The organism is Niabella drilacis, from assembly GCF_900101395.1.
In the GTDB taxonomy this organism is placed as follows: Bacteria; Bacteroidota; Bacteroidia; order Chitinophagales; family Chitinophagaceae; genus Niabella; species Niabella drilacis.
This window is the reverse complement of the sequence record NZ_FMZO01000001.1, coordinates 282598-303407: the sequence shown is the minus strand read 5'-3', so window position 1 is coordinate 303407 and position 20810 is coordinate 282598. Positions and strand designations below refer to the sequence as shown.

The 20810-nt window shown below is 48.6% G+C and carries 16 protein-coding genes and 1 tRNA gene; 9 read left to right on the top strand and 8 right to left on the bottom strand.

The genetic code is table 11. The features are described from left to right. Positions 1-57 precede the first annotated feature (57 nt). Complete coding sequence (locus tag BLS44_RS01360) at positions 58-687, bottom strand: DUF4230 domain-containing protein (protein ID WP_090388223.1); 630 nt, start codon at positions 685-687, stop codon at positions 58-60. A gap of 159 nt (positions 688-846) precedes the next feature. Here BLS44_RS01360 and BLS44_RS01355 point away from each other — a divergent pair, with 159 nt between their 5' ends. After that, positions 847-2586, top strand: a complete 1740-nt coding sequence (locus tag BLS44_RS01355) for a GMC oxidoreductase (protein ID WP_090388222.1) — start codon at positions 847-849, stop codon at positions 2584-2586. Between the two features lie 73 nt (positions 2587-2659). Further along, complete coding sequence (locus BLS44_RS01350) at positions 2660-3328, top strand: gluconate 2-dehydrogenase subunit 3 family protein (protein WP_176954278.1); 669 nt, start codon at positions 2660-2662, stop codon at positions 3326-3328. A gap of 78 nt (positions 3329-3406) precedes the next feature. Here BLS44_RS01350 and BLS44_RS01345 read toward each other — a convergent pair whose 3' ends face one another. Then, a complete protein-coding gene (locus BLS44_RS01345; protein WP_143019625.1) occupies positions 3407-3967 on the bottom strand; it encodes a hypothetical protein in 561 nt (186 codons plus the stop codon). A 636-nt stretch (positions 3968-4603) separates the two neighbouring features. On the opposite strand from BLS44_RS01345, the gene BLS44_RS01340 reads away from it, so the two are divergent. The 3 genes from BLS44_RS01340 to dnaG all read left to right on the top strand — a co-directional run bounded on the left by BLS44_RS01340 (position 4604) and on the right by dnaG (position 7986). Further along, positions 4604-5074, top strand: a complete 471-nt coding sequence (locus BLS44_RS01340; protein WP_245729055.1) for a methyltransferase family protein — start codon at positions 4604-4606, stop codon at positions 5072-5074. 37 nt (positions 5075-5111) lie between these two features. Next, entirely contained in the window at positions 5112-5900 is a 789-nt protein-coding gene (locus BLS44_RS01335; RefSeq protein WP_090388219.1) for a PhzF family phenazine biosynthesis protein, read from the top strand. Between the two features lie 61 nt (positions 5901-5961). Next, positions 5962-7986, top strand: coding sequence for a DNA primase (dnaG, locus tag BLS44_RS01330; protein ID WP_090388218.1), 2025 nt, complete (start codon positions 5962-5964; stop codon positions 7984-7986). A gap of 28 nt (positions 7987-8014) precedes the next feature. Here the strand turns inward: dnaG and BLS44_RS01325 are convergent, their stop codons facing one another. Beyond that, complete coding sequence (locus tag BLS44_RS01325; RefSeq protein ID WP_176954277.1) at positions 8015-9025, bottom strand: AraC family transcriptional regulator; 1011 nt, start codon at positions 9023-9025, stop codon at positions 8015-8017. Positions 9026-9112: 87 nt separating this feature from the next. Here BLS44_RS01325 and BLS44_RS01320 point away from each other — a divergent pair, with 87 nt between their 5' ends. After that, positions 9113-10465: a glycosyltransferase gene (locus tag BLS44_RS01320; protein WP_090388216.1), complete on the top strand. Its 1353-nt coding sequence runs from the start codon at positions 9113-9115 to the stop codon at positions 10463-10465. A gap of 242 nt (positions 10466-10707) precedes the next feature. Further along, complete coding sequence (locus BLS44_RS01315; RefSeq protein ID WP_090388215.1) at positions 10708-12414, top strand: hypothetical protein; 1707 nt, start codon at positions 10708-10710, stop codon at positions 12412-12414. A gap of 350 nt (positions 12415-12764) precedes the next feature. On the opposite strand, the gene BLS44_RS01310 is transcribed toward BLS44_RS01315, so the two are convergent. Beyond that, positions 12765-13310 carry a DNA-3-methyladenine glycosylase I gene (locus BLS44_RS01310; protein WP_090388214.1) on the bottom strand — a complete coding sequence of 182 codons (546 nt, stop codon included), beginning with the start codon at positions 13308-13310 and terminating at the stop codon, positions 12765-12767. Between the two features lie 123 nt (positions 13311-13433). Between BLS44_RS01310 and BLS44_RS01305 the strand changes: the two genes are divergently transcribed. Together BLS44_RS01305 and BLS44_RS01300 are read left to right on the top strand one after the other, a co-directional pair. Continuing rightward, positions 13434-13511, top strand: a tRNA-Val gene (locus BLS44_RS01305). Between the two features lie 176 nt (positions 13512-13687). Continuing rightward, entirely contained in the window at positions 13688-15004 is a 1317-nt protein-coding gene (locus tag BLS44_RS01300) for a DUF3592 domain-containing protein (RefSeq protein ID WP_176954276.1), read from the top strand. A gap of 343 nt (positions 15005-15347) precedes the next feature. On the opposite strand, the gene BLS44_RS01290 is transcribed toward BLS44_RS01300, so the two are convergent. The 4 genes from BLS44_RS01290 to BLS44_RS01275 all read right to left on the bottom strand — a co-directional run bounded on the left by BLS44_RS01290 (position 15348) and on the right by BLS44_RS01275 (position 20757). After that, positions 15348-17819, bottom strand: coding sequence for a heavy metal translocating P-type ATPase (locus BLS44_RS01290; RefSeq protein ID WP_090388211.1), 2472 nt, complete (start codon positions 17817-17819; stop codon positions 15348-15350). A gap of 65 nt (positions 17820-17884) precedes the next feature. Further along, a complete protein-coding gene (locus BLS44_RS01285) occupies positions 17885-19138 on the bottom strand; it encodes an efflux RND transporter periplasmic adaptor subunit (RefSeq protein ID WP_176954275.1) in 1254 nt (417 codons plus the stop codon). Between the two features lie 11 nt (positions 19139-19149). Beyond that, the gene (locus BLS44_RS01280; protein ID WP_090388210.1) at positions 19150-20463 is read right to left on the bottom strand and encodes a TolC family protein; all 1314 of its coding nucleotides are present in this window, start codon (positions 20461-20463) and stop codon (positions 19150-19152) included. 66 nt (positions 20464-20529) lie between these two features. Beyond that, the gene (locus BLS44_RS01275) at positions 20530-20757 is read right to left on the bottom strand and encodes a four helix bundle protein (protein ID WP_090388209.1); all 228 of its coding nucleotides are present in this window, start codon (positions 20755-20757) and stop codon (positions 20530-20532) included. Between the last annotated feature and the right edge of the window lie 53 nt (positions 20758-20810).

Below are 20810 nucleotides of genomic sequence, written 5' to 3'. Positions count from 1 at the left end.
ATTTCGTTTAAACAGCATATTAACAGTCGGTAGTTTTTCGCTTTTTTTAAAAATTATTTAATTTAAGGGGCTGTTTACCTTACTTTTTATCTCATCTTTAAATACTACGTTAACCTTAAACTGCATGGGGGCGTAATACTGTTCCAGCACTTTCCGGATCTTTTCCTTTGCCTGCTCCACATAGACCGGCTGGCCATCCAGTTGTTTGCGCGACGCTGTATATAGTTTTTTTTCTACCGTACTGTAAGCCGCTTCGTTAAAACTGGTAAGCAATCCCTTCCGGGTACTGGCATCGGCGCGATCCAGCCGCAGCTCATAGCTCAGCAGCTGCGGCGCTGGTATTACAATATATACCTGCCGGTTCTTTTCTTCTATGGTCAGCTGCTGCTGCTGCAGGTTAACCCCGTACTTGGCAATATAAGGTACAGAGATGTTCAGGGTCTGTTCTGCAAACAGTTTTCTGAGCTCGTCGGTAATGCTGCCATCATTGGCCACATTGGTGGTTCTGATACTGGCGGTCCCCTGCACTTCCAGCGACGACAATTCAGCAACCTCCTGCACAAATGCGGCATTCAGCGCAATATGATCGATCGTCTTTGTCCCGTTCCGTTTTCCCAGGAGATAGGCCAGTATCCCCACTGCGATCACACAGACCAGGATCACCAGCGGTAAACAGCTTTTTTGCATAAGTAACCCATTTGTAACAATTCAAATTCCCGTTAAAATTAGCCGAAAATCATTTAAAACCGCCTTTCTCCGCAGAACTTAAAAAATAGGTTTAAAATTTTTAAACATTTCATTGTATCTTGGGTCACCATTTTAAAAATTTAAAACAGGCCATCTGAAATGAAAGAATTGCAAATCAAGAAACAGGGCAAAAAGTATGATGTGGTGATCGTTGGTTCCGGTGCGGGCGGCGGTATGGCTGCGTACACGCTGTCGAAAGCCGGGCTTAGCGTATGTATGCTGGAAGCGGGTCCTATGTATGACCCTCAAAAGGAGATCTTCCAGCTGAAAAGACCCTGGGAGTCAAAGCGCAGGGGCCGGGCTACCAAGTACCGTCCTTTTGGAGACTTTGATGCCTGCTATGGCGGATGGGAACTTGAAGGAGAACCTTATACAAAAGAAAGCGGTACTGAATGGGAATGGTTCCGGGCGCGGATGCTTGGTGGCAGAACCAACCACTGGGGACGGATATCGCTCCGCTTCGGACCCAAAGATTTTAAGGGCTACAGTCATGACGGCGTTGGCGCCGACTGGCCCATCAGTTACGATGACATCAAACCCTACTATGATAAGGTAGATCAGTTGATCGGCATTTTCGGAAGCGTGGAAAACCTCCCCAACGAGCCGGATGGGATCTTCCTGCCTCCGCCCAAACCCCGTCTTCATGAACTCTTTATAAAGAAAGGGGCTCAAAAATCCAATGTACCGATCATCCCCTCCCGTTTATCGATCCTTACCAAAAAAATAAATGATGACCGGGGAGCCTGCTTCTTTTGCGCGCAATGCGGCAGGAACTGCAGTATGGCCAAGGCCGACTTCTCCTCTTCAAATGTGCTGATTTACCCGGCGCTGAAGACCGGCAAGCTGGAAGTGATCGCCAATGCCATGGCACGCGAAGTGCTGACCAATTCTGAAGGAGTGGCAACAGGCGTGTCTTATGTTAATAAGGATGATATGCTGGAATACCAGGTGGAAGGCCGCGTGGTGATCCTGGCAGCCAGTGCCTGTGAAACGGCCAGGTTATTACTCAATTCAAAATCACAGCGCCATCCCAACGGCCTGGCCAACAGCAGCAACGTCGTAGGCAAGTACCTGCAGGACAGTACCGGCGCCGCCATGGGAGGCTATATACCCGAACTCTTTGGCCGGAAGCGATATAACGAAGACGGCGTGGGTGGTATGCACGTATACTCTCCCTGGTGGGGCGATGATAAAAAACTTGATTTTCCAAGGGGATACCATATTGAGTACTGGGGAGGCTTTGGTCAGCCCGCCTATGGATTTGGTATGGGCATGGAATCCTTTAATGGCAAATATCCCGTAAACGGCCAGAAGAAAGAAGCCGGCGGTTATGGTAAATCCTTAAAAGAAGATCAGCGTTATTTCTACGGGGCCAGCGTTGGTATGGCCGGGCGCGGTGAAGCCATTGCCTATGAACATAACCGCTGTGAGATTGATCCCACGGTTGTCGATAAATACGGTATCCCGGTTTTAAAATTCAATGTGAAGCTCAGCGATTACGAGGTCAAACAGGCCAAACACATGAAAGAAACCTTTAAAGAGATCATGCATAATATGGGAGCCGTGATCACCTGGGGCGACGATGGTCCGGAAAATAATTATGGCATTGATAAACCGGGATGGATCATACACGAGGCCGGAACCGCACGTATGGGTGACGATGCGAAGACCTCTGCCCTCAACAAATGGAGCCAGGCGCATGACTGTAAGAACCTGTTTTGCGTGGATGGAAGCCAGTTTACTTCCCAGGCCAATAAGAATATTACCTGGACCATCCTTGCGCTGAGCATGCGTGCCAGCGAATACATCATTGATGAAATGAAAAAACAAAATTTATAGCTATCAGACGCCAGATGCCGGACGCTGAATTCAGCCCATAGTCTAACATCTGGCAAACATTAAATATACCAGTATGAAAAGAAGAGATTCCTTAAAATATATCGCTGCCGGGGCGCTGGCAACGGGCTCTTTAGCCATTGGTTGTAACCCTGTCGAAAAGAAAGGCGAAACCACTGCGGCCCCTACTGATAAAAAGACCGGGCTTCACCGGTATGAAGATGAAAAAAAGCATGAGGATGACGTGGAAAAAACACCGGACTTTTTTGATGCGCATGAAATGGCTACCATTACCGTCCTTGCAGATATCATTATTCCCAGGGATGAAGTCAGCGGCAGCGCCAGTGATGCAAAGGTTCCGGATTTTATACAGTTTACCGTAAAAGATCAGCCGGCCCTTCAAACACCCTTAAGGGGCGGATTGCGCTGGCTGGACATGCAATGCCTGAAAAAATACGGCAAAGCATTTAAAGACTGTGCCGGGCAGCAGCAGATTGAAATGGTAGATCTTATTGCCTATCCCGAAAGGGCCAAGGGCAAACCGGAACTGGCCCAGGGCGTTGCCTTTTTTAGCCGGATGCGGGACCTTACCGCAACAGGATTTTATACGTCGGAGATCGGCGTAAAAGACATCGGGTATGCCGGCAACCAGCCCAACCAGTGGAATGGCGTACCGGATGATGTGCTCAAACAATACGGACTGGCCTATACAGAAAAGGAATTAAAGGAGTGCCTGAGCTTTTAGCGCGGCTGACGGATATAAGAGACACAAGCGGCTGTTTGAATGATTATTTTCAAACAGCCGCTTGTTTTTAGCAACTAACTATTGGGCTGTTTTCGTTACCGGTGAAGTTGAAAGGCTGTTGGCCAGTTTGATCAGTTCTTTATGCTTGAAGGCCAGTGTTTTTTGATCGATCTCCAACAGTTGCTGTATTGCAGGGCAGCAGCTCTTCATGCTGCTGACAGTGCGTTTTGTCAATTGTTCAACAGCTGCTGCTATTGGATCTTTCGTTTCAACCGCTGCCCTCGTTACCTGAAGAAATTCCAGCCTTTGTTGCAGGACCTGATACCTTACCCGAAGGGCCTCCAGTTTATCTTCCAGGCGTTCCAGCTCTTTTTTAATTTTTTTAGCAGTTGTCTGGTTTTTTTTTGCTAATGCCTGCCCTTTTTCCTTCAATTCTTCAGGCAATGACCCTATCTTCCTGCTCTTATCCTTTTGCAATGCCTTCCAGGTTTTCTCCAGCATTTCCAGCTTTTTCTCCGCAACACCGGGCAAAAACCGGAGGCCCTTTTCATCCATCGCAATCAGGGTGTGCGAAACGCCGAGTAATAAGGCCAGGTCGCGAAGCGTTAGTTGTGTTTCCTCCCGAAAAATTCTCATCATAGTGCATTTTAGGTTGTTTACAAGGAATTTGTTTACAAAAAAAATGTAAACAAATTCCTTGTAAACATTTTTTGCCGACAGCAGCTGCTCTTTCAAAAATTGCAAACAAAAAAGGGCCATCCATTATCAGCCGGCTCTCTATAAAGATACTTTATTTTGCTCATTACAGCGCCAGATTGCCGTGGTCATGATCTTTATAACGCCCTTTAGCCAACTGGCATCGGAACCGCATGATAAAACACCCCACAGCTGCGGAGTTCTTTCTCTACCCCCGCCGCAGGGCAAATGCATCTAATTTCAGCATTGCCCTGCGCCAAAGGAGGGTTATGGTTATTGCAAATGTGTCGTTTTAATCAACAGGCGCCTTTGGAGTCCCGTGTTTGTTTGGCCGTTGACAATTTTGCGCGGCTCCTATAGGAGTCGGGGTTTTCCTTTTAACACCACGCTACAAACTCGGGTACTTACCTCCCTGATAGTGTTCCTGCTTTTGCTCTTTTCACCCGATTTAGATGCATTTGCCCTGGCCCCGCTTTAACCGCTGCTATCCATTTTTTGTATTAAATTTGACAGGCCAACTCCCGCTGCCTGCACGCCATCGTATACCTGACCAGGAAGCCGGGACCGTTTTAAAAAGCAATGCAACAATCAATGATGAACCATTCCATACCCCGGGTTCCACCCCCGGTCTACTTCCTGCTCGCCATCATCCTGATGGTCCTGCTTGACCGATACGTTCCCGTTATGCGCTGGCTGGAGTATCCCTACCGGTACACAGGGATCCTGTTGATCGTAGCCGGGTTTCTTCTCAGCGCCGCCGGCAGCATGCTTTTTCGTAAACTGGGTACCCGTCTCCGGCCGGGAGCAAAGGCTACAACGCTGGTTACAGGGGGGCCATTCCGCTTTACAAGAAACCCGATGTATCTCGGGCTGGTGACCATGCTCACCGGAACAGGTATCGTCCTGGGTACCCTCACACCCCTGGTCATGATCCCCCTGGTTATCCTGCTGCTGCACTTTCAGTTCATCCTGCGCGAGGAGCAATGGATGGAGACATGGTTTGGAGCAGCTTACCTGAACTATAAGGAAAAAGTTCGCAGATGGCTGTAATGACAGCGATCTTTTTACACTGTTAACAACAAAATTAATGACACAACGTATCTACCAGGTTGACGCCTTTGCCACTGAAGTATTTTCCGGGAACCCGGCGGCCGTCTGCCCGCTTCAGCACTGGCTGCCGGATACCCGGCTGCAGCAAATAGCGATGGAGAACAACCTGGCTGAAACCGCCTTTTATGTACCCCATGCAGCGCACTACGAGATCCGCTGGTTTACCCCGGCCGTTGAAGTTGACCTTTGCGGCCATGCCACACTTGCTGCAGCATTTGTATTATTTCACCGGGAGGGACATACATCCCACAGGATCCGGTTCCATTCGCCCCGGAGCGGAACCTTAACCGTGGTCCGTAACGCTGATCTGCTGACCCTCAACTTCCCGGCGGACCGCCTGCACCCTGTTGCCCTGTCTGATGAACTGAACGCTTGTTTCGGCATCACACCCCTCCAGGCATTTAAAGGCAAAACCGACTACCTGCTGGTGTTCGATAAGGAAGAGGTGATCAAAAACCTGGCACCCCGGTTGCATGCCATTGCGTCATTGAACGCACGCGGGGTCATTGTTACAGCGCCCGGCAGCAGCGCGGATTTTGTATCCCGCTTTTTTGCACCACAATCCGGGGTTAATGAAGACCCGGTAACCGGTTCTGCCCATACCAGCCTTACTCCCTACTGGGCGGAGCGGCTGGGGAAAACCGAACTTTCAGCCGTACAACTTTCTGAGCGTAAAGGATTTTTGCAATGCCGCCATTTGGGCGACCGGGTTGAGATCAGCGGCCAGGGAAAGCTATACCTGGAGGGACAGATCTACCTGGAATAGCCCGGTGCCACAGGAGGGAATATTTCATTCTTTTTTACACTGTTTAATGTAATTTCGGCCCGTGATTTCTCAGAATACCATACAGGAGATTTTGTCCCGGATCGATATCCTGGATGTAGTAGGCGAATTTGTAAAGCTAAAAAAAAGAGGAGCCAACTACCTTGGCGTTTGCCCCTTCCATAACGAAAAAACCCCCTCCTTTACCGTTTCCCCTTCCAAGGAAATTTATAAATGTTTTGGATGTGGCAAGAGCGGCAATACCATCAGCTTCATTATGGAGCATGAAAAGTACAGCTATGTGGAAACCCTGAAATGGCTGGCAAACAGATACGGTATTGAGGTGGAAGAGACCTTTGCCAGTGCTGAGCAGCGGGAACAATACCAGACCGCAGACAGCCTCTTCATCATCAATAATTTTGCCGAGCAATATTTTTCCCAGACATTGATGGAATCTGAAGAAGGCCGTGCCATTGGTCTCAGTTATTTTAAAGAGCGGGGATTCCGGGAAGCGATCATTAAAAAGTTCCGGCTGGGCTACGCCCCCGCAGACCGGAGCGCTTTTGCCCGGGAGGCCCTGGCCAAACAATACAACAAGGAGCTCCTGCTCAAAACGGGGCTCGTTATAGAGCGCAACGGCACCCTGCTCGACAATTACAGGGGAAGAGTGATCTTCCCGGTTCACAACCACAGCGGGAAAGTAATGGGCTTTGGCGCCCGTATCTTAAAAACAACTGAAAAAGCGCCCAAATACATCAACACACCGGAAAACGAGATCTATGTAAAAAGCAAGATCCTTTACGGTTCCTATTTTGCAAGAACCGCCATTGAGAAGGCCGATGAATGCCTGCTGGTGGAAGGCTATACGGATGTGGTTTCCCTGCACCAGGCGGGGATCGAGAACGTGGTAGCCTCCGGGGGTACCTCCCTTACCGTAGATCAGCTGCGGCTGATCAAAAAGTACACCAATAACCTTACGATCATTTACGACGGGGATGCCGCAGGCATTAAAGCAGCCCTGCGCGGTCTGGACCTGGCCCTGGAGGAAAGTCTGAATGTAAAGCTGGTGCTTATCCCGGACAAAGAAGATCCGGACAGCTATGTCAATAAAGTAGGGGCGGGCGCATTTACCGAATTCATCAAAAAAAACAAAAAGGACTTCATCCTGTTCCAGCTGGAGTCCTCCCTCAATGATATTGGCGACGACCCGGTAAAAAAATCGGAGCTGGTCAACAAGATCGCTGAATCCATCAGCCGGATCAACAAGGCCGAAGATTTTACCAAACAACAGGATTATATAAAAGAATCTGCCGCTATTTTGCAGATCGATGAAGCCGGTTTACACGCCCTCGTGAACAAGTACATCCGTGATAAGGTAACCGCCATGGAGCGAAAGGCCGCGGGGAATGCCCAGAAAGAGCAACAGCTCCCCGAGGCAGCCCTCAGCAATTACGACGACGCCACTTTTGACCTGCTGTTTAAAGACCAGCTGCAGGAAAAAGAACTGGCGCGGATCTTACTGGAATACGGGAACCGGAAATGGGATGAGAACTCACTGATAGCACAGCATGTATTCGACGAAATTGATGAGCTGGAACTTGAGGACCCCGAGGTAAATACGCTCGTCGCTTCCATCAAACAACTGCTGCGCAATCATCCTGAGCAGCTGAACGATAAATATTTTATCTACAACGAAGATAAAAAGCTCAGCGCCTTCGCGGTATCGCTGCTCAATCATCCTTATGAAGAAAGTGAACGCTGGGCGGCTGATTTCAGCCCCAATACCGGCTACCAGAGAGACCTGTTTAAGCAAAGCTTTGAAGCATTTGCAAGGGTGATCAGCAAAGGCAATGAAACCGACCTGAACAAATACAAGCTGATCTCAGAAGACCGGACCAATCAAAAAGTGGAATCTGCGATTCAATACCTCAAACTCAAAAAGATCCGCCGGATGCTGCTCCAGAACCAGAATGATATGTCGGGCACCCTCAGTGAGCATAAATTCAAGGAGCTTCATTTTATTCATAAATCACTAAAAGATATGGAACGGGAGATCACCAATCTCCTGGGAACAGTGATCCTGCATTAGATCCTGCCGGATATTCCGGAGCACCTGTTTACCCGTTCACCAGCTGTTTTTTAACCACCTTGGGGGTTGACCTGGTCCAGAGTTTGAAAGCACGTCTGAATGCAGGAAGATCATTATAGCCCAGTACTTCAGCAACCTCTGTAATAGTGCCGGTGCGGTTCTTCATTAAGTGCAGTGCCAGTTCTTTTTTTACTTCGGCAGCAATTTCCCTGAAGCTGGTTTGCTCGGCGGTCAGTTTTCGCTGGAGGGTGCGCACGGTCATCTCCAGGCCGGACGCTGCATCTTCAATGGTTGGTATCTGTCCTTTGTGCTGCATCAGCAGCAGGTGCTTTACCGCATCCCTGCAGCTGGACTGTATCGCCAGTGATTTCTTTTGGCCCAGGATGTTGCTGAACAGTTCAAATAATGATGCATCACTCGAGGTAACAGGAGTGTGCATATCCTCCGCCAGGAACAACATGCGGTGCAAAGGAGCATTGAACAATACCTGGCAATGCAAAACCTCCTGATACATTTTAACGGCATCTTTTGCATACTCCACTTCCACAGCCTGCGGGTAAATACTCCGGCCACAGAGCCCTCTTATGAAATGGAGGGTCGAAGACAGTACAAAATCGATCGCGATCCTTGCGTTACGGGGGTATGTCGATTTCCAAAGCGCATTCTGATGCAGCTCTACAACCGCAAATTTCCCTTCTCTCCTATAGGTATATGTAATCATAGGGCATACCATCTGCCCGTATCTGCAATAAACACCGATAGCATCTTCCAGGTTTTTACTGGCCTGCATTAAAAAACCCACCATGCCTGTAATAGCCATGGAAACATCGCCCCCCATCACTAACCCGATCTGTTCGTTATGGGTTATATCCGCTAAAAGATCATATAGCTTTGCAGCTTTTTGCCACTCCACCATCTGCCCCGAATCGCTTATTTCCTCCTGCGTAAAACCGGCCATTTCCCGTAAGGTATCGTAAGCCTCCCCGTAGGTAGCGGCGGCATAGAGCATGTCCCTGATAGCAGTTGCTTGTAATCCCATGGCGTAAAATGACCTTTTTAAGGCACAAATTACACTTTTTCCGCCATTCATATCGCCGTTGCTTTGCGCTCTAAACAATAACAGAAGATGTATACAAAAACAGCGAACACAGCCAGCACGGTTGCGCCTTTAGGCGGTCCGTTTAAAAAAAGAATATTATTTGCCAACATCCCGGCAGACGGACATTTTAATCCATTAACGGGATTAGCGGTTCAGTTAAAGAACGCCGGGCACGATGTCCGGTGGTATACCGGCCCCAGCTATGCCCCCAGGATCCGGCAGCTGGATATTCCCTTTTATCTTTTTAATAAGGCAAAGGAAGTAACGGTTCATAATATTGATGAAGTATTCCCTGAAAGGAAGCAGATCAGAAATCATGTCAAAAAAGTAATCTTCGATATCTGCACCTATTTTATAGAGCGGGGGACCGAATTTTATGAAGACATAAAAGACATCAATAAGCGCTTCGACTTTGACGTCCTGATCTGCGACAGTGCCTTCACCGGTATGTCGTTCGTAAAAGAAAAGCTTTGTAAGCACGCAGTAGCTATCGGCATTCTGCCGCTATGTGAATCGTCAAAACAGCTGCCCCCGCCCATTATGGGACTTACCCCGGCCAAAACCCGGGCAGGTAAAGTCTTTCATTCATTCCTGCGCCTGCTCACCAACAAAGTGCTGCTTAAAAAACCACACGCGCTGATTGATGCGCAATACCGCCGGGTGGGCATGTCGACCAATGGCAGGAACCTGTTTGATGTGCAGATCGACAAAGCCACGCTGTTTTTGCAAAGCGGCACACCCGGGTTTGAATATAAACGGACACATATGAGCCGGCATATCCACTTTATAGGGCCCCTGCTGCCGTATAACAACAGCGCGGTGCAACCACTGGGCTTCGAAAATAAATTTCATCAATATGAAAAAATCCTGCTGGTCACTCAGGGCACTTTTGAAGGTGACGTCAACAAACTGATCGTCCCGGCAATAGAAGCTTTCAAAAACAGCAACTACCTGGTTATAGTAACCACGGCCGGCTGGCAAACCCGTATGCTGCGCGGACGATACAAAGCCTTTGACAATATTGTTATTGAAGATTTTATCCCCTTCAGCCAGGTGATGCCTTTTGCTGACGTATTCATTTCAAACGGCGGATATGGCGGGGTAATGCAGAGCATCTGCAACAAACTGCCCCTGGTGGTGGCGGGCATACATGAAGGCAAAAACGAAATATGCGCCCGCGTGGGCTATTTCGGGATAGGCATCAACCTGCGCACCGAACACCCCCGGCCCGAAAAGATAAAAAATGCCGTAAACAAAATTCTGGGCACACCGGTTTACCAGGAAAACATTGAAACATTGTCTGCTGAATTTGCCCGGTATAACCCGTTATCCCTGTGCGAAAAGTTTATTGACCAGTTGCCGGTTCCTTACCGGCAGTAGAAGACCTGGTTATTGGAACGCCCGGCACGGTTGCTCCGCCCGGATACCGTCCGATAGCCGGACAGCACTTCCCTGCGGGGAATACTGGTAGCAGTTAAAGGCATTCATTTACCCGTTTTGCGTTGTAAACGATCCATTGGCCGTATCCCGTTACCGGGACCGGGCAGCAACCTGCGCAAAATTTCAAATCAAATATATTTTTTAAACACACGTTAAAGCACCTGTTCCAAAATAAGTTATATATGAAAAAAATAAACGTATGGCTCTGCGTCATCCTCCTCGCTTCTGCCTGTACCAAGCCTGACCTTTCTTCCCCGGTTTCCATACCCGGCCCGCTGATCACCGTACCGGGCATTCCACAGGGAAGTGCCATTACCAAAACCATTGGCGTTTCCGGGGGATCTCTCACAAGTGCCGATGGAGATTTCAGCGTCATCATTCCTGCCGGGGCCCTGGCCGGCAACCAGGAGATCTCCGTACAACCCGTCATGAACCAGCTGCCTGCAGGTTATGGCAGGGCCTACCGCTTAACGCCACACACGATTTCCTTTCAGAAGCCCGTGACCATCCGCTTCCGCTACGAGGAAAACAGCATCCGGAACACGGCGCCTGAACTGCTTGGCATTGCCTACCAGGACCAGGAAGGCAAATGGTTCCATGCCGCAGCGCCTATGCTGGATAAAGAGAACAGGACGCTGACCGTAAGCTCCACACATTTCAGCGACTGGGGCTTTTTCCCCTATTTCTACATCGACCCTGCCCGGGTACTTACAGACCCGGGCGCACAACTCGACCTCCGTGTAATGGCGACAGTTCCCGATAATTCCGGCTATATTCCCCTTCCCGGCGAAAGCCCGGTGCTGCAACCTTACCAGCCAGACAACAGTTATTTTGGCGCATGGAATTACTCAGGCAACGGTTCTCTTGAGGGAAAAGGCAACACCGCACATTACCGGGCGCCCGATGCGGCGCCAAAAGTTAACCCCGAATCCGTAAGCGTGGCGGTTAAGATGCAGCGAAAAGGACAGTTTCTCCTGGTCTCCAACATAACGATCCGCACTGCATTTCATATCGATTATATGCAGGTAGACGAAACGGAACTTTATACGGGGGGCTTTAACTATCCCAGCCGGCTCTGGATCTATGGCAGCTTTGGGGAAGATCCCGGTAAAGGAAAACGTTCGGTAAAGATCAATAACACGGATGTTACGGTAGCAACCTGGATGCCCGGCATGATTGCCTGCGACATTCCGACCTCCGGGCCCTATGCCTCCGGCATAGTGAAAGTGGAAGCCGGAGCCGCCGCTGCCAGTAAACTGCTCAACGAATGGGTGCTGGATATGTACTATGATAAGGTGGAAAGCCCCGGTGGGGCGCTTACCAAAAAGGTAAACCTCGTTCTGCGTTTCCGTGGCGACGCCGAAGGTTTTTTTCAACAGGGGCAGGTTGCCATGGTTAAGGAAACCAATCTCCATGAAAGCAGCAAGGGCATCATCAATATGCCGGCCGGCAGCTACACCAATCATGTTACCATGGATGCCTGCGGCGATTACACGGTAAAATGGGATGCCATCCGCGACCTCGTCGTATCCCGTAAGAAATATACCGAAGCTGACGGGCTGAGCGGAAGCGTGGTGAACAAGCCCAACGGCTTTGATCTGAAGATAAGACTGATGGCAGAAAACGTGCTCATGACCCACCGGAAATTTGTTGATTGTCACAGCGGCAGTACCAACGATGACGTGCCCGATGCCATCCAGATCCAGGGGTTCCACGAGGCCATCATCCCGCTCCGGTTCTCCGGCAATGCCTCCATTATGGCAGGAGCCATGCCTTTGAAGACCGGTACCGGCGTAGCAGCGGGTCTCTATTTTGATGCGCCCGATTATGTACCCGCTCTTTTCACCACCCGCCTCCATTGGGATGAAGCTCTTCCTAAATATAAGTAGATGCGTTGCTATTTCATTACTCTTAAATCTTAAAAAATGAACCAGCTGATTTTGTGCAGGTCCTGCTATGCAATGCCTGCATAAAATCAGATACTACAGCGGATACCGGTCCCGTTATAAACGCTTTCGCCAATAGCAACGGCACCCCGGTACCGGCAGCAAGAAGACTTGCAGACAACACCATTTTTTGCAACACCCGGACCGCCGGCATCACAGGCGTCAACAGCAGTTACATGATCCCATGTTGGGAGCGGCCGTCAAAAAAGCCGGGGGTGCACCCGGGTAAGGACATGTCTTTGCTGCGACGGGGAGCGCAACAGTTCATTTTTAAGGGGGCCTGGAGCTCTGCGTTACCCCTTCATCCACATTGGTTTTTTCTTAAGGATCTTTTTATAGACCGGACAATCTTCTGCATGACACCCCGGCAGGTAGCCGGTGCTCATCAAAAATTCGTTCACGATTTCGCCACCGGTGAATTTAAAATGCTTTTTAAACAATTTGACCCACTCCTCTTTCGTTTTTGGATGATGATGATCAAGCCAGTTCTTAAAAGAGCCAAATTCCTTTTGAAGCGTAATGATAATTTTGGCGTTCTCGATCGCCGCATTAATCTTAAGCCTGTTGCGGATGATGCCTGCATCGGCCATCAATGCGTCAAATTTCTTTTGCGTGTAGCGGCTTACCTTACGGATGTCAAACTGGTCAAAAGCCTTATAAAAGGCATCCTTCTTTTTCAGGATCGTTTCCCAGCTCAACCCTGCCTGGTTGATCTCCAGTACCAGCCGGGCAAACAACTCGTTATCCGATTCCAGCGGGAAGCCATATTCAGTATTATGATAGCTTTCATGAACGGTCCCCTTCCCTTTTTCCTTGACAAACGTACAGTAAAATGACATGCTGCAAAATGCAATAAATTTTTTTGAAAAATATTTTGAATATAAAAAAACTTCCCCTTATCTTTGCAATCCCTTTACGGAACAACACACTGTAAAACAGGGACAAAGAAGCATTGACATATCGGGAGTTTAGCTCAGTTGGTTCAGAGCATCTGCCTTACAAGCAGAGGGTCGGCGGTTCGAGCCCGTCAACTCCCACCAATACCATAAAGGGTTTCAGATAATGAAACCCTTTTTTATTGACCTGTGTTGCACGTCTATATTTTATACGTCCCCGGAGGAAAAGATTTTATACCGGCCTTGCCGCCGGTCGGCTGGGAGAATGCCTGAGAACGCACTATTCAAATAATAAGGGGCTCTATTGTAAAATGTACAAAATGAGAAAGAACACCATAGCTGAATTCGTGGGGCATATTGGGTTTATCTCCTTTGCCGCTGCGCTCCTCTTTTTACTCAACCCCTATCAATATGCGCTCTATGCATTCGCATTCAGCATTCCGGTTCAATTCATCTTCCTGCGCCGCTACAATAATGGTATTAAAAACACGCTGAAACGGCTGCTTATTATAAGCGCCCTGGCATATGTACTACTGGCAGCGATATGTTCTTTCCTTCCATGGCTGCAGATGAAAGACTTTTCTCTATGGCACCGGAACTGGAAACAAACCACCGGTATCATTACCAAATATGAAGCAGACTGGAAAGGAGGCCGCGGCGGCAAATATGCCTATTCCGATATCCACTACCAATACCGGGTAAACGGCACCCTCTATCAAACCACACAGGAAAAGGCCATAAAAGTTTATTCGTTGCTTTGGATAACTGAGGCCGGGAAAAAGGCCCTTAAACAGGAAGCGGAAACGCTGATAAAAAAAGCAATCGCCCAAAATAACTATGTGATCTTTTACCAACCCGGCAAACCCGGCAAAAGTCGTTTATTTGCCGACATGTCGTTTGTCCGGCTGAATGGCTCAGCACTCTACGATCTTTTTCTTGTTTTTGGCGTTCTTATTACCGTCATACTACTGGTGGCACTTATGCCGGCAATGGCTACAGGAAAACGAATTCCCCGCATCAGGCCGGAAGTTCCTCCTGAAGTATTCAGGGCAAATGAAATAACGGGCATCCGCAAACTACGATTTGTGATCATGGGATTTTTTATAACACTGGATTGTGCGATCATCCTCTTTTTCGCCATCCAGTTTTTCATAGTCCATAACAGCCGCCGTACACCCGATGACGCATTCCTCTCGACCTCGGCTTCCATTTTAATGACGCTGCAACTGTTGCTGGCTCTTTTCCTGGCGCCTGTAATGATCATTATACACAAAAGGCTTACACGCTTTATCGGTATACTGCGCCGGCTCGATACGGACAGCCTGCATTTGTACCGGAATTATATACGGTTAACACCAAGAATGTTCGCGGTGGCGCCCCCTTTTGTTTTTGAAAAAGAAGTCATTTCTTTATTGCCCAGCTTTTCGTTTTCCGCCATTTCCTATAATGAAATAGTCTCCGTCAGGATCAGGCAGCACCGGCCTTTTCGCGGACCTGTTACTTATACATTAAAAGTTGTTACGCATTCCGGCGAAACCCGCAAAACAAATGTGGGCTCCTATGCCCAAATACAATTTGCAATAGAACAGCTTTTCGAAAAAAGACCCGATATACAGGTGGTCCGGGAAAATTTCTAAATCACTTTTTACCATTACAGAATCCTCCTCCGCTAAACATAAGATAGTCAACGGGGCCGGATAATAACAGGCTTCCATTGCTGCTTATGCCACTGGCCCAACGCTTCCATTGTAAAATGCGTATTAGTTTTAATTGGTCATTGCCATACCGATTTGCCATTTTGCCGGGCGTAGCGCATTAAACCTTCCTGAGCTACCGGTCCTTTCCTGTCAGTTCTTCCGGACATTACCGAATCAGTTGCAAATATGGAAAGCATTAGCCAATGCCTACCGACCATTGCCCCGGCCGGATCCGGTCTTATCCCTAACCCTGAATTCATATGTCCACATTTTTCAAACCCCATCACTTCTTATATCCCAGCAAGCGTAAGGCATTAAATACAACCACCAAGGTAGAGCCTTCGTGTCCGATAACGGCAGGTCCTATATCTGCAATCCCCAGGATGGTAAGCGGTATCAGCACTGCTACCATTCCAAGGCTGAGGACCAGGTTTTGCCGGATGATCCGGCCTGCTTTTCTGCTGAGCCCGATGGCAAAGGGTAGATTACTTAATTGATCGGCCATTAATGCAATGTCCGCTGTTTCCAAAGCCACGTCGCTGCCTGCTGCACCCATTGCAATGCCCACCGTGCTTTTGGCCATTGCCGGCGCATCATTGACGCCGTCACCAACCATTGCTACCCGGGTTTCACTGGCACGTAATTTTTCAATAGCAGCTACCTTTTGCTCGGGCAGCAGGTTACCCCAGGCATCAGTAATACCGATTTCCCCGGCAATTGCTTCCGCCACCTTCTGATTATCACCTGTAAGCATGATCATTTTGCGGATACCGATACCCGTTAGCTGTGTAAGGGTCTCTTTTGCATCTTCCCGGGCAACATCCATAAGCGTAATGATGCCTGCGTACAAATCGTTCTGCTGAACAAGCATGGTGGTATTTCCCTGGCGCTCCAGCTCCTCTACCTTTGCCTTCAGATCATCAGGAAGCCCGGTGTTCTTTCCGGCGAACAACTCCTTATTACCTACATGAACCGTAGTGCCATTATACTGCGCTTTGATGCCTCTTCCCTGGATTGCCGATACATTCTCAGCTGCGGCAACCGCTCTTTTTAACCGCTCTGTGCCATCTTTTACAATGGCCGCTGCCAGGGGATGATCGCTTAGCTTTTCTACAGCAATGACAATTTCCAGCAACTGCTCTTCCGATATCCCGTTAAGCGGGTACACACCGGTGAGCCTGGGCTTTCCTTCGGTAAGTGTTCCGGTTTTATCAAAAGCAATCGCAGAAAGAGCCCCCAGCTCTTCCAGCGGCTTTCCTCCCTTTATTAAAACGCCGCCTCTTGCGGCTCTTGCTACCCCGCTTAAGACCGCACTGGGGGTGGATATAGCTAATGCGCAGGGGCTTGCAGCAACCAATACGGCCATAGCCCGGTAAAAACTTGCGCTAAACGGTTCGTCTACCACCAGGAAGGCCAGCAACAGGATGCCAACCAAAATGAGCACAGACGGAACATAATAGCGCTCCAGTTTATCTGTAAAATTCTGCGTGGGTGATTTTTGTGTCTGGGCTTCATTAACCAGTTTTACCAGTCTCGCAATGGTGCTGTCTGCCGCAACTTTTGTTACTTTAACTTCCAGGTTTGCTCCTCCGTTGATAGAGCCCGCAAACACTTTATACCGGGCATCCAATTTGCCGGAACTTTGCAGGTCCATATCAACATCGTCAACCGCCATTTTATCCACAGGTACACTTTCTCCCGTAATGGGGGCCTGGTTAACGCTGCTACTTCCCTTTACCACAATACCATCCGCTGCAATTTTCGAGTTGGGTTTTACCACGATAATATCCCCTTGTTTTAATGCTTCGATCTGTACTTCTTCAATGGCACCGCCCGCTTTAAGCAATGCGGTCTTCGGCGCCAGGGCGGCCAGGCCGGCAATTGATCTTTTTGCTCTTTCCATGGCATAGTGCTCCAGCGAGTGCCCGAGACTGAACAGGAAAAGCAACAATGCCCCTTCAGCCCATTGACCTAATACGGCGGCACCCACCGCCGCAACAAGCATAAGAAAATCGATCTCAAAAGTCCCTTTGCGGATACCTTCGACAGCCTCTTTGGTAGTGAAAAAACCACCAAAGAAGTAGGCGGCAATATAAAACCATATGGAAATAGCAGGGGGCAGTCCATTGACAAAAGAGAGTCCAAAGCCAAGCCCTAACAATAAGCCGCAAATGATGGCAAAGATCAGTTCCGTTCTTTCTCCGAAGATCCCGCCGTGAGCATGTTCATGTGCCCCGGCCTCATGATCATGCTCATGGTCCTCATGTGCTTCTTCGCGGGGCTTTTGCCCCCGGGCATGAAAATCTTCAACACCGCTAACGGCTAATCCCGTTTTTTCAACTCGTTCAAGAATGGCTTTCCCCGTTGTTTCTCCTTTATTATATTCCACTCGTATAAAGCCTGTGCCGGATACAGAAGCATTCAGCAGGCCCTTATGCTTCCTGAGGGTAGCTTCGATCATTCGTGCATGACGCAGATGGCGCACGCCCCTAACCTCAATCAATAAATGTCCATAATGCGCCGTAATTGCAGCACCGGCCCTCCCGGCAATTTGTTCCACCTCGTCAAGCAGGATCTCAGACGGATCATAATGAAAACAAAGCTGTGCCTTTTGATCGGCCTCCCCGGAAATAACATGTACTTTATCAATGCCTCTTCTGTACTGAAGCAGGCCGATCAGCCGGGCCACACATTCATCCCTTTCATCGGGGATCCCCGGCAAAACGATCTCCAGGTTTATTCTTGTTTTTTCCATGGTAACTGATTTAATGAGCAGCGTCTGGGTGCGCCTGAAACGTCTTTCTGCTTCCTGTAAATTTACTAATGTTCATGCGCTCCGCTATTGGTCATTTTCGCCAAAATAAAGAAAGCGCCTTTTATCACGATCTTTGCATCAGCCGGTATCTCCTTTAGCAGGGTTACTTCACTATACCCCACATCAGTTGTGCCTTTTGCAACCGGTATCCGCTCAAAGATCAGGCCTCCGGCCTCATTCTCATGTGTATCCTCTTGTTTGACCGGCGTTGTCTTTGTACCCCTTGCTCCCCCGGAGTTTTCGCCCCCCCCTTCCGGGTATGCCCCTGTAACCACGAAAATAAAATCCTTCCCCTGGTAGCTCACAATTGCATCTGAAGGCACCGCCGGCACTGTCGATTTATCCAGGCTCACCAGGGCCGTCACATTCATTCCATCAATCAGACCGGCTTTATCGCCAATCACCTTTGCATGTACGGGAATGGTTTTACTTCCCGCTTCAAATGCGGCGCCGATCGAAAATATTTCAGCATCATACTCCTTACCCGCATTGTTGGTAATGGTAAAGTGAATGGTCTGATTGGACCTCAGCCTGGGGAGGTCCTTCTCATACACATATAAATCCAGGTGCAACTGCGAGTTGTTCACGATCTCTGCGATAGGCGTACTTACATCAACATTGCTCCCCAGCTGCGCCGAGACCTTACTCACCGTTCCGCCTATGGGAGCCCGCACCACTATCGCTGATGAAAAACTACGGGTGGCCCCCACAGCCGACAACTGCTTTTGCCAGCCATTCCGCTGGCTCCTGAGTGTTGCCAGCTCTGTTTGCGCCTGTTGCAGCCTTTTCAGAGGAGCAGCATTGCCTTCTACCAGTTCCTGCTGTCTTTTGACTTCCATTTCCGATAAAGCAATTTGAGCTTCTACCTGCTGCAACTGCTGCTGCATCTGTATCAGGTCGGGGTTTACAATGGTGGCAATTGCCTGTCCCTGTTTTACAAAACTCCCGGGCTGTACATGAAGCGTTTTAATAACCCCGCTGTACAGGGGCACCACAAAGGCCTTGTTTTGATTAGGCACGGTAAGGATGCCATTTGCCTTAATTGAATTGGTCAGTTCTTTCCTTTCAACGCCGCCCAGCTGCACACCAATGGCCTCCATCTGCGCTGCTGTAAGCGTGGTCGTATTTTCATTGGAATGCTCCCCGGCTTCCTCCCCATGTTCTTCCTTTTCTACCGTTTCAGCACCCGGTTTATTTCCGCAGGAGATGATCCCGGATAAACAAAAAAGCATCAATGCTATAGTCAATATTCGCGTCATTACCGTTATTTTTAATGATTGTTATAGTAGTAAAATTGAATAACAGACTGATTGTATTGATTCAATACATCCAGGTAGTTCTTTTGGGTATCAATAGCCTGCGTCAGGAACTGGCTGAGCTCGGCAAAACTTATTTCACCTGCTTTATAACTCAACGTTGCTGCTTTTATGATCTCGTCCGCCTGCTTCAGACCCGTCGTTTCATAAAACTGAAGCATTGCCAGGTTTTTTTCAATTTCAGTCAGCGCCGTTTGCCGCTGTGTATTCACCTGCAGCGTTTGATAGCTCAATTGTTTTTGTTGTATTTCCATTTCGGCTCTGGCAACTTTTATCCGGCTCTTATAAGCACTGTTGCCAAATAAGGGGAATGCAGCTGTAACAGAAAAGCCGGTATAGGGGTCTTTAGCCCCCCAGAGCCGTTGTGTAAAAACCCGGCCGGAAAACTCGGGCTTATTACCATTTTTCTGGACCGCAATATTCGATGCGGCAACATCAACATTTTGCTGCTGCAAGGCCAACGAAGGATGCAGGCTATCTGTTGTGCCAATTAAAAGACCCAGTTTTTCCAAAGGCCTTTGGACCGGCAACAGCCATTCATTTTTATTCAGCAACAGCATCAGCTGTTGTTGCTGTACCACCATATCCTTACCGTTCTGCTCCAGCAGTGCCTGCAGTTCTTTCAGTTTTGCATTTGCTGCGATCTTATCCAACCCTGCAGCTTCCCCCGTCTTAAACCGCAGTTCAGCGGCCTTGTACAGTGAAGTATAAATACTGTCTAATCGCTTAAACAATTGAAATTTATCCTCCAGATACCAAAGTTCATAATAAACACTACGGACCTCTTTTCTTAGTACTGCACTCAAAGCAGGTGTATTCAACCGGTAATATTTCAGCTGCTGATCCAGATACGCCTTTCTTGCTTTATACAATCCCGGCCAGGCCATACTTTGCGAAATACCGATCTTTAATACCCCTTTATTGTCGGATGGGCGCAGATCCTCATTTTCGGCAAACACACCCGTTTTAGGAATTTCTTGCGCAGTTTTTACTGCATAGCCTGCCCTGCTGATCTCGGACCGGTTGATGTCGAGCTGCAGGTTATTCCTCAATGCCGTATCAATTGCTTCGCTGACGCTGATGCGATGTTGCGCCTGCGTTGCAGCGGCACAGAAAAAAAACAACATGCAAAAGGCCGTGCGCAAAAGACAGGAAGCAAAGGACCCAGTATTTTGCATTGCATCCCCTGCCACTTGCCATTTGTCGCCTGTACCCCATACCCGGCAGTTTGTAAACTCCATTATTTCAATTTTATCATTCCATTTCATTATCAATATTTTTCAGGATTATCAATCATGTAATCAATCAGTTTCCCGATTTCTTAGCTTGCTTTTTCATAGCTGTACGATATATTTACCTTCAGGCAAAAAACCAGGCCCAACAAGCGTTCCAGGGTTTTCCGCGTCACGACCGGCTTGTTTTGAAACAAAATGTGCCGGATCATTTTTTTCCCGATACGCTTCTGCAAATTTTGTACAAACGCTCCTGCTGCTCCTTATCTGATCTGCAAGAGAGCAGGTTGCTTCTTTAGGAAAGTCTTTGCTTAATTCAACTATTTCCATGGCCAGTAAAAAGTTTTCTTATATAAAGCTGTTCCGGTAAAATATGAGCCGCC

Bases quoted from the DNA above. Each gene is read 5' to 3' on its own strand.
- BLS44_RS01360 (WP_090388223.1), bottom strand. From the start codon at position 687: ATGCAAAAAAGCTGTTTACCGCTGGTGATCCTGGTCTGTGTGATCGCA.
- BLS44_RS01355 (WP_090388222.1), top strand. From the start codon at position 847: ATGAAAGAATTGCAAATCAAGAAACAGGGCAAAAAGTATGATGTGGTG.
- BLS44_RS01350 (WP_176954278.1), top strand. From the start codon at position 2,660: ATGAAAAGAAGAGATTCCTTAAAATATATCGCTGCCGGGGCGCTGGCA.
- BLS44_RS01345 (WP_143019625.1), bottom strand. From the start codon at position 3,967: ATGATGAGAATTTTTCGGGAGGAAACACAACTAACGCTTCGCGACCTG.
- BLS44_RS01340 (WP_245729055.1), top strand. From the start codon at position 4,604: ATGCAACAATCAATGATGAACCATTCCATACCCCGGGTTCCACCCCCG.
- BLS44_RS01335 (WP_090388219.1), top strand. From the start codon at position 5,112: ATGACACAACGTATCTACCAGGTTGACGCCTTTGCCACTGAAGTATTT.
- BLS44_RS01325 (WP_176954277.1), bottom strand. From the start codon at position 9,025: ATGGGATTACAAGCAACTGCTATCAGGGACATGCTCTATGCCGCCGCT.
- BLS44_RS01320 (WP_090388216.1), top strand. From the start codon at position 9,113: ATGTATACAAAAACAGCGAACACAGCCAGCACGGTTGCGCCTTTAGGC.
- BLS44_RS01315 (WP_090388215.1), top strand. From the start codon at position 10,708: ATGAAAAAAATAAACGTATGGCTCTGCGTCATCCTCCTCGCTTCTGCC.
- BLS44_RS01310 (WP_090388214.1), bottom strand. From the start codon at position 13,310: ATGTCATTTTACTGTACGTTTGTCAAGGAAAAAGGGAAGGGGACCGTT.
- BLS44_RS01300 (WP_176954276.1), top strand. From the start codon at position 13,688: ATGAGAAAGAACACCATAGCTGAATTCGTGGGGCATATTGGGTTTATC.
- BLS44_RS01290 (WP_090388211.1), bottom strand. From the start codon at position 17,819: ATGGAAAAAACAAGAATAAACCTGGAGATCGTTTTGCCGGGGATCCCC.
- BLS44_RS01285 (WP_176954275.1), bottom strand. From the start codon at position 19,138: ATGACGCGAATATTGACTATAGCATTGATGCTTTTTTGTTTATCCGGG.
- BLS44_RS01280 (WP_090388210.1), bottom strand. From the start codon at position 20,463: ATGAAATGGAATGATAAAATTGAAATAATGGAGTTTACAAACTGCCGG.
- BLS44_RS01275 (WP_090388209.1), bottom strand. From the start codon at position 20,757: ATGGAAATAGTTGAATTAAGCAAAGACTTTCCTAAAGAAGCAACCTGC.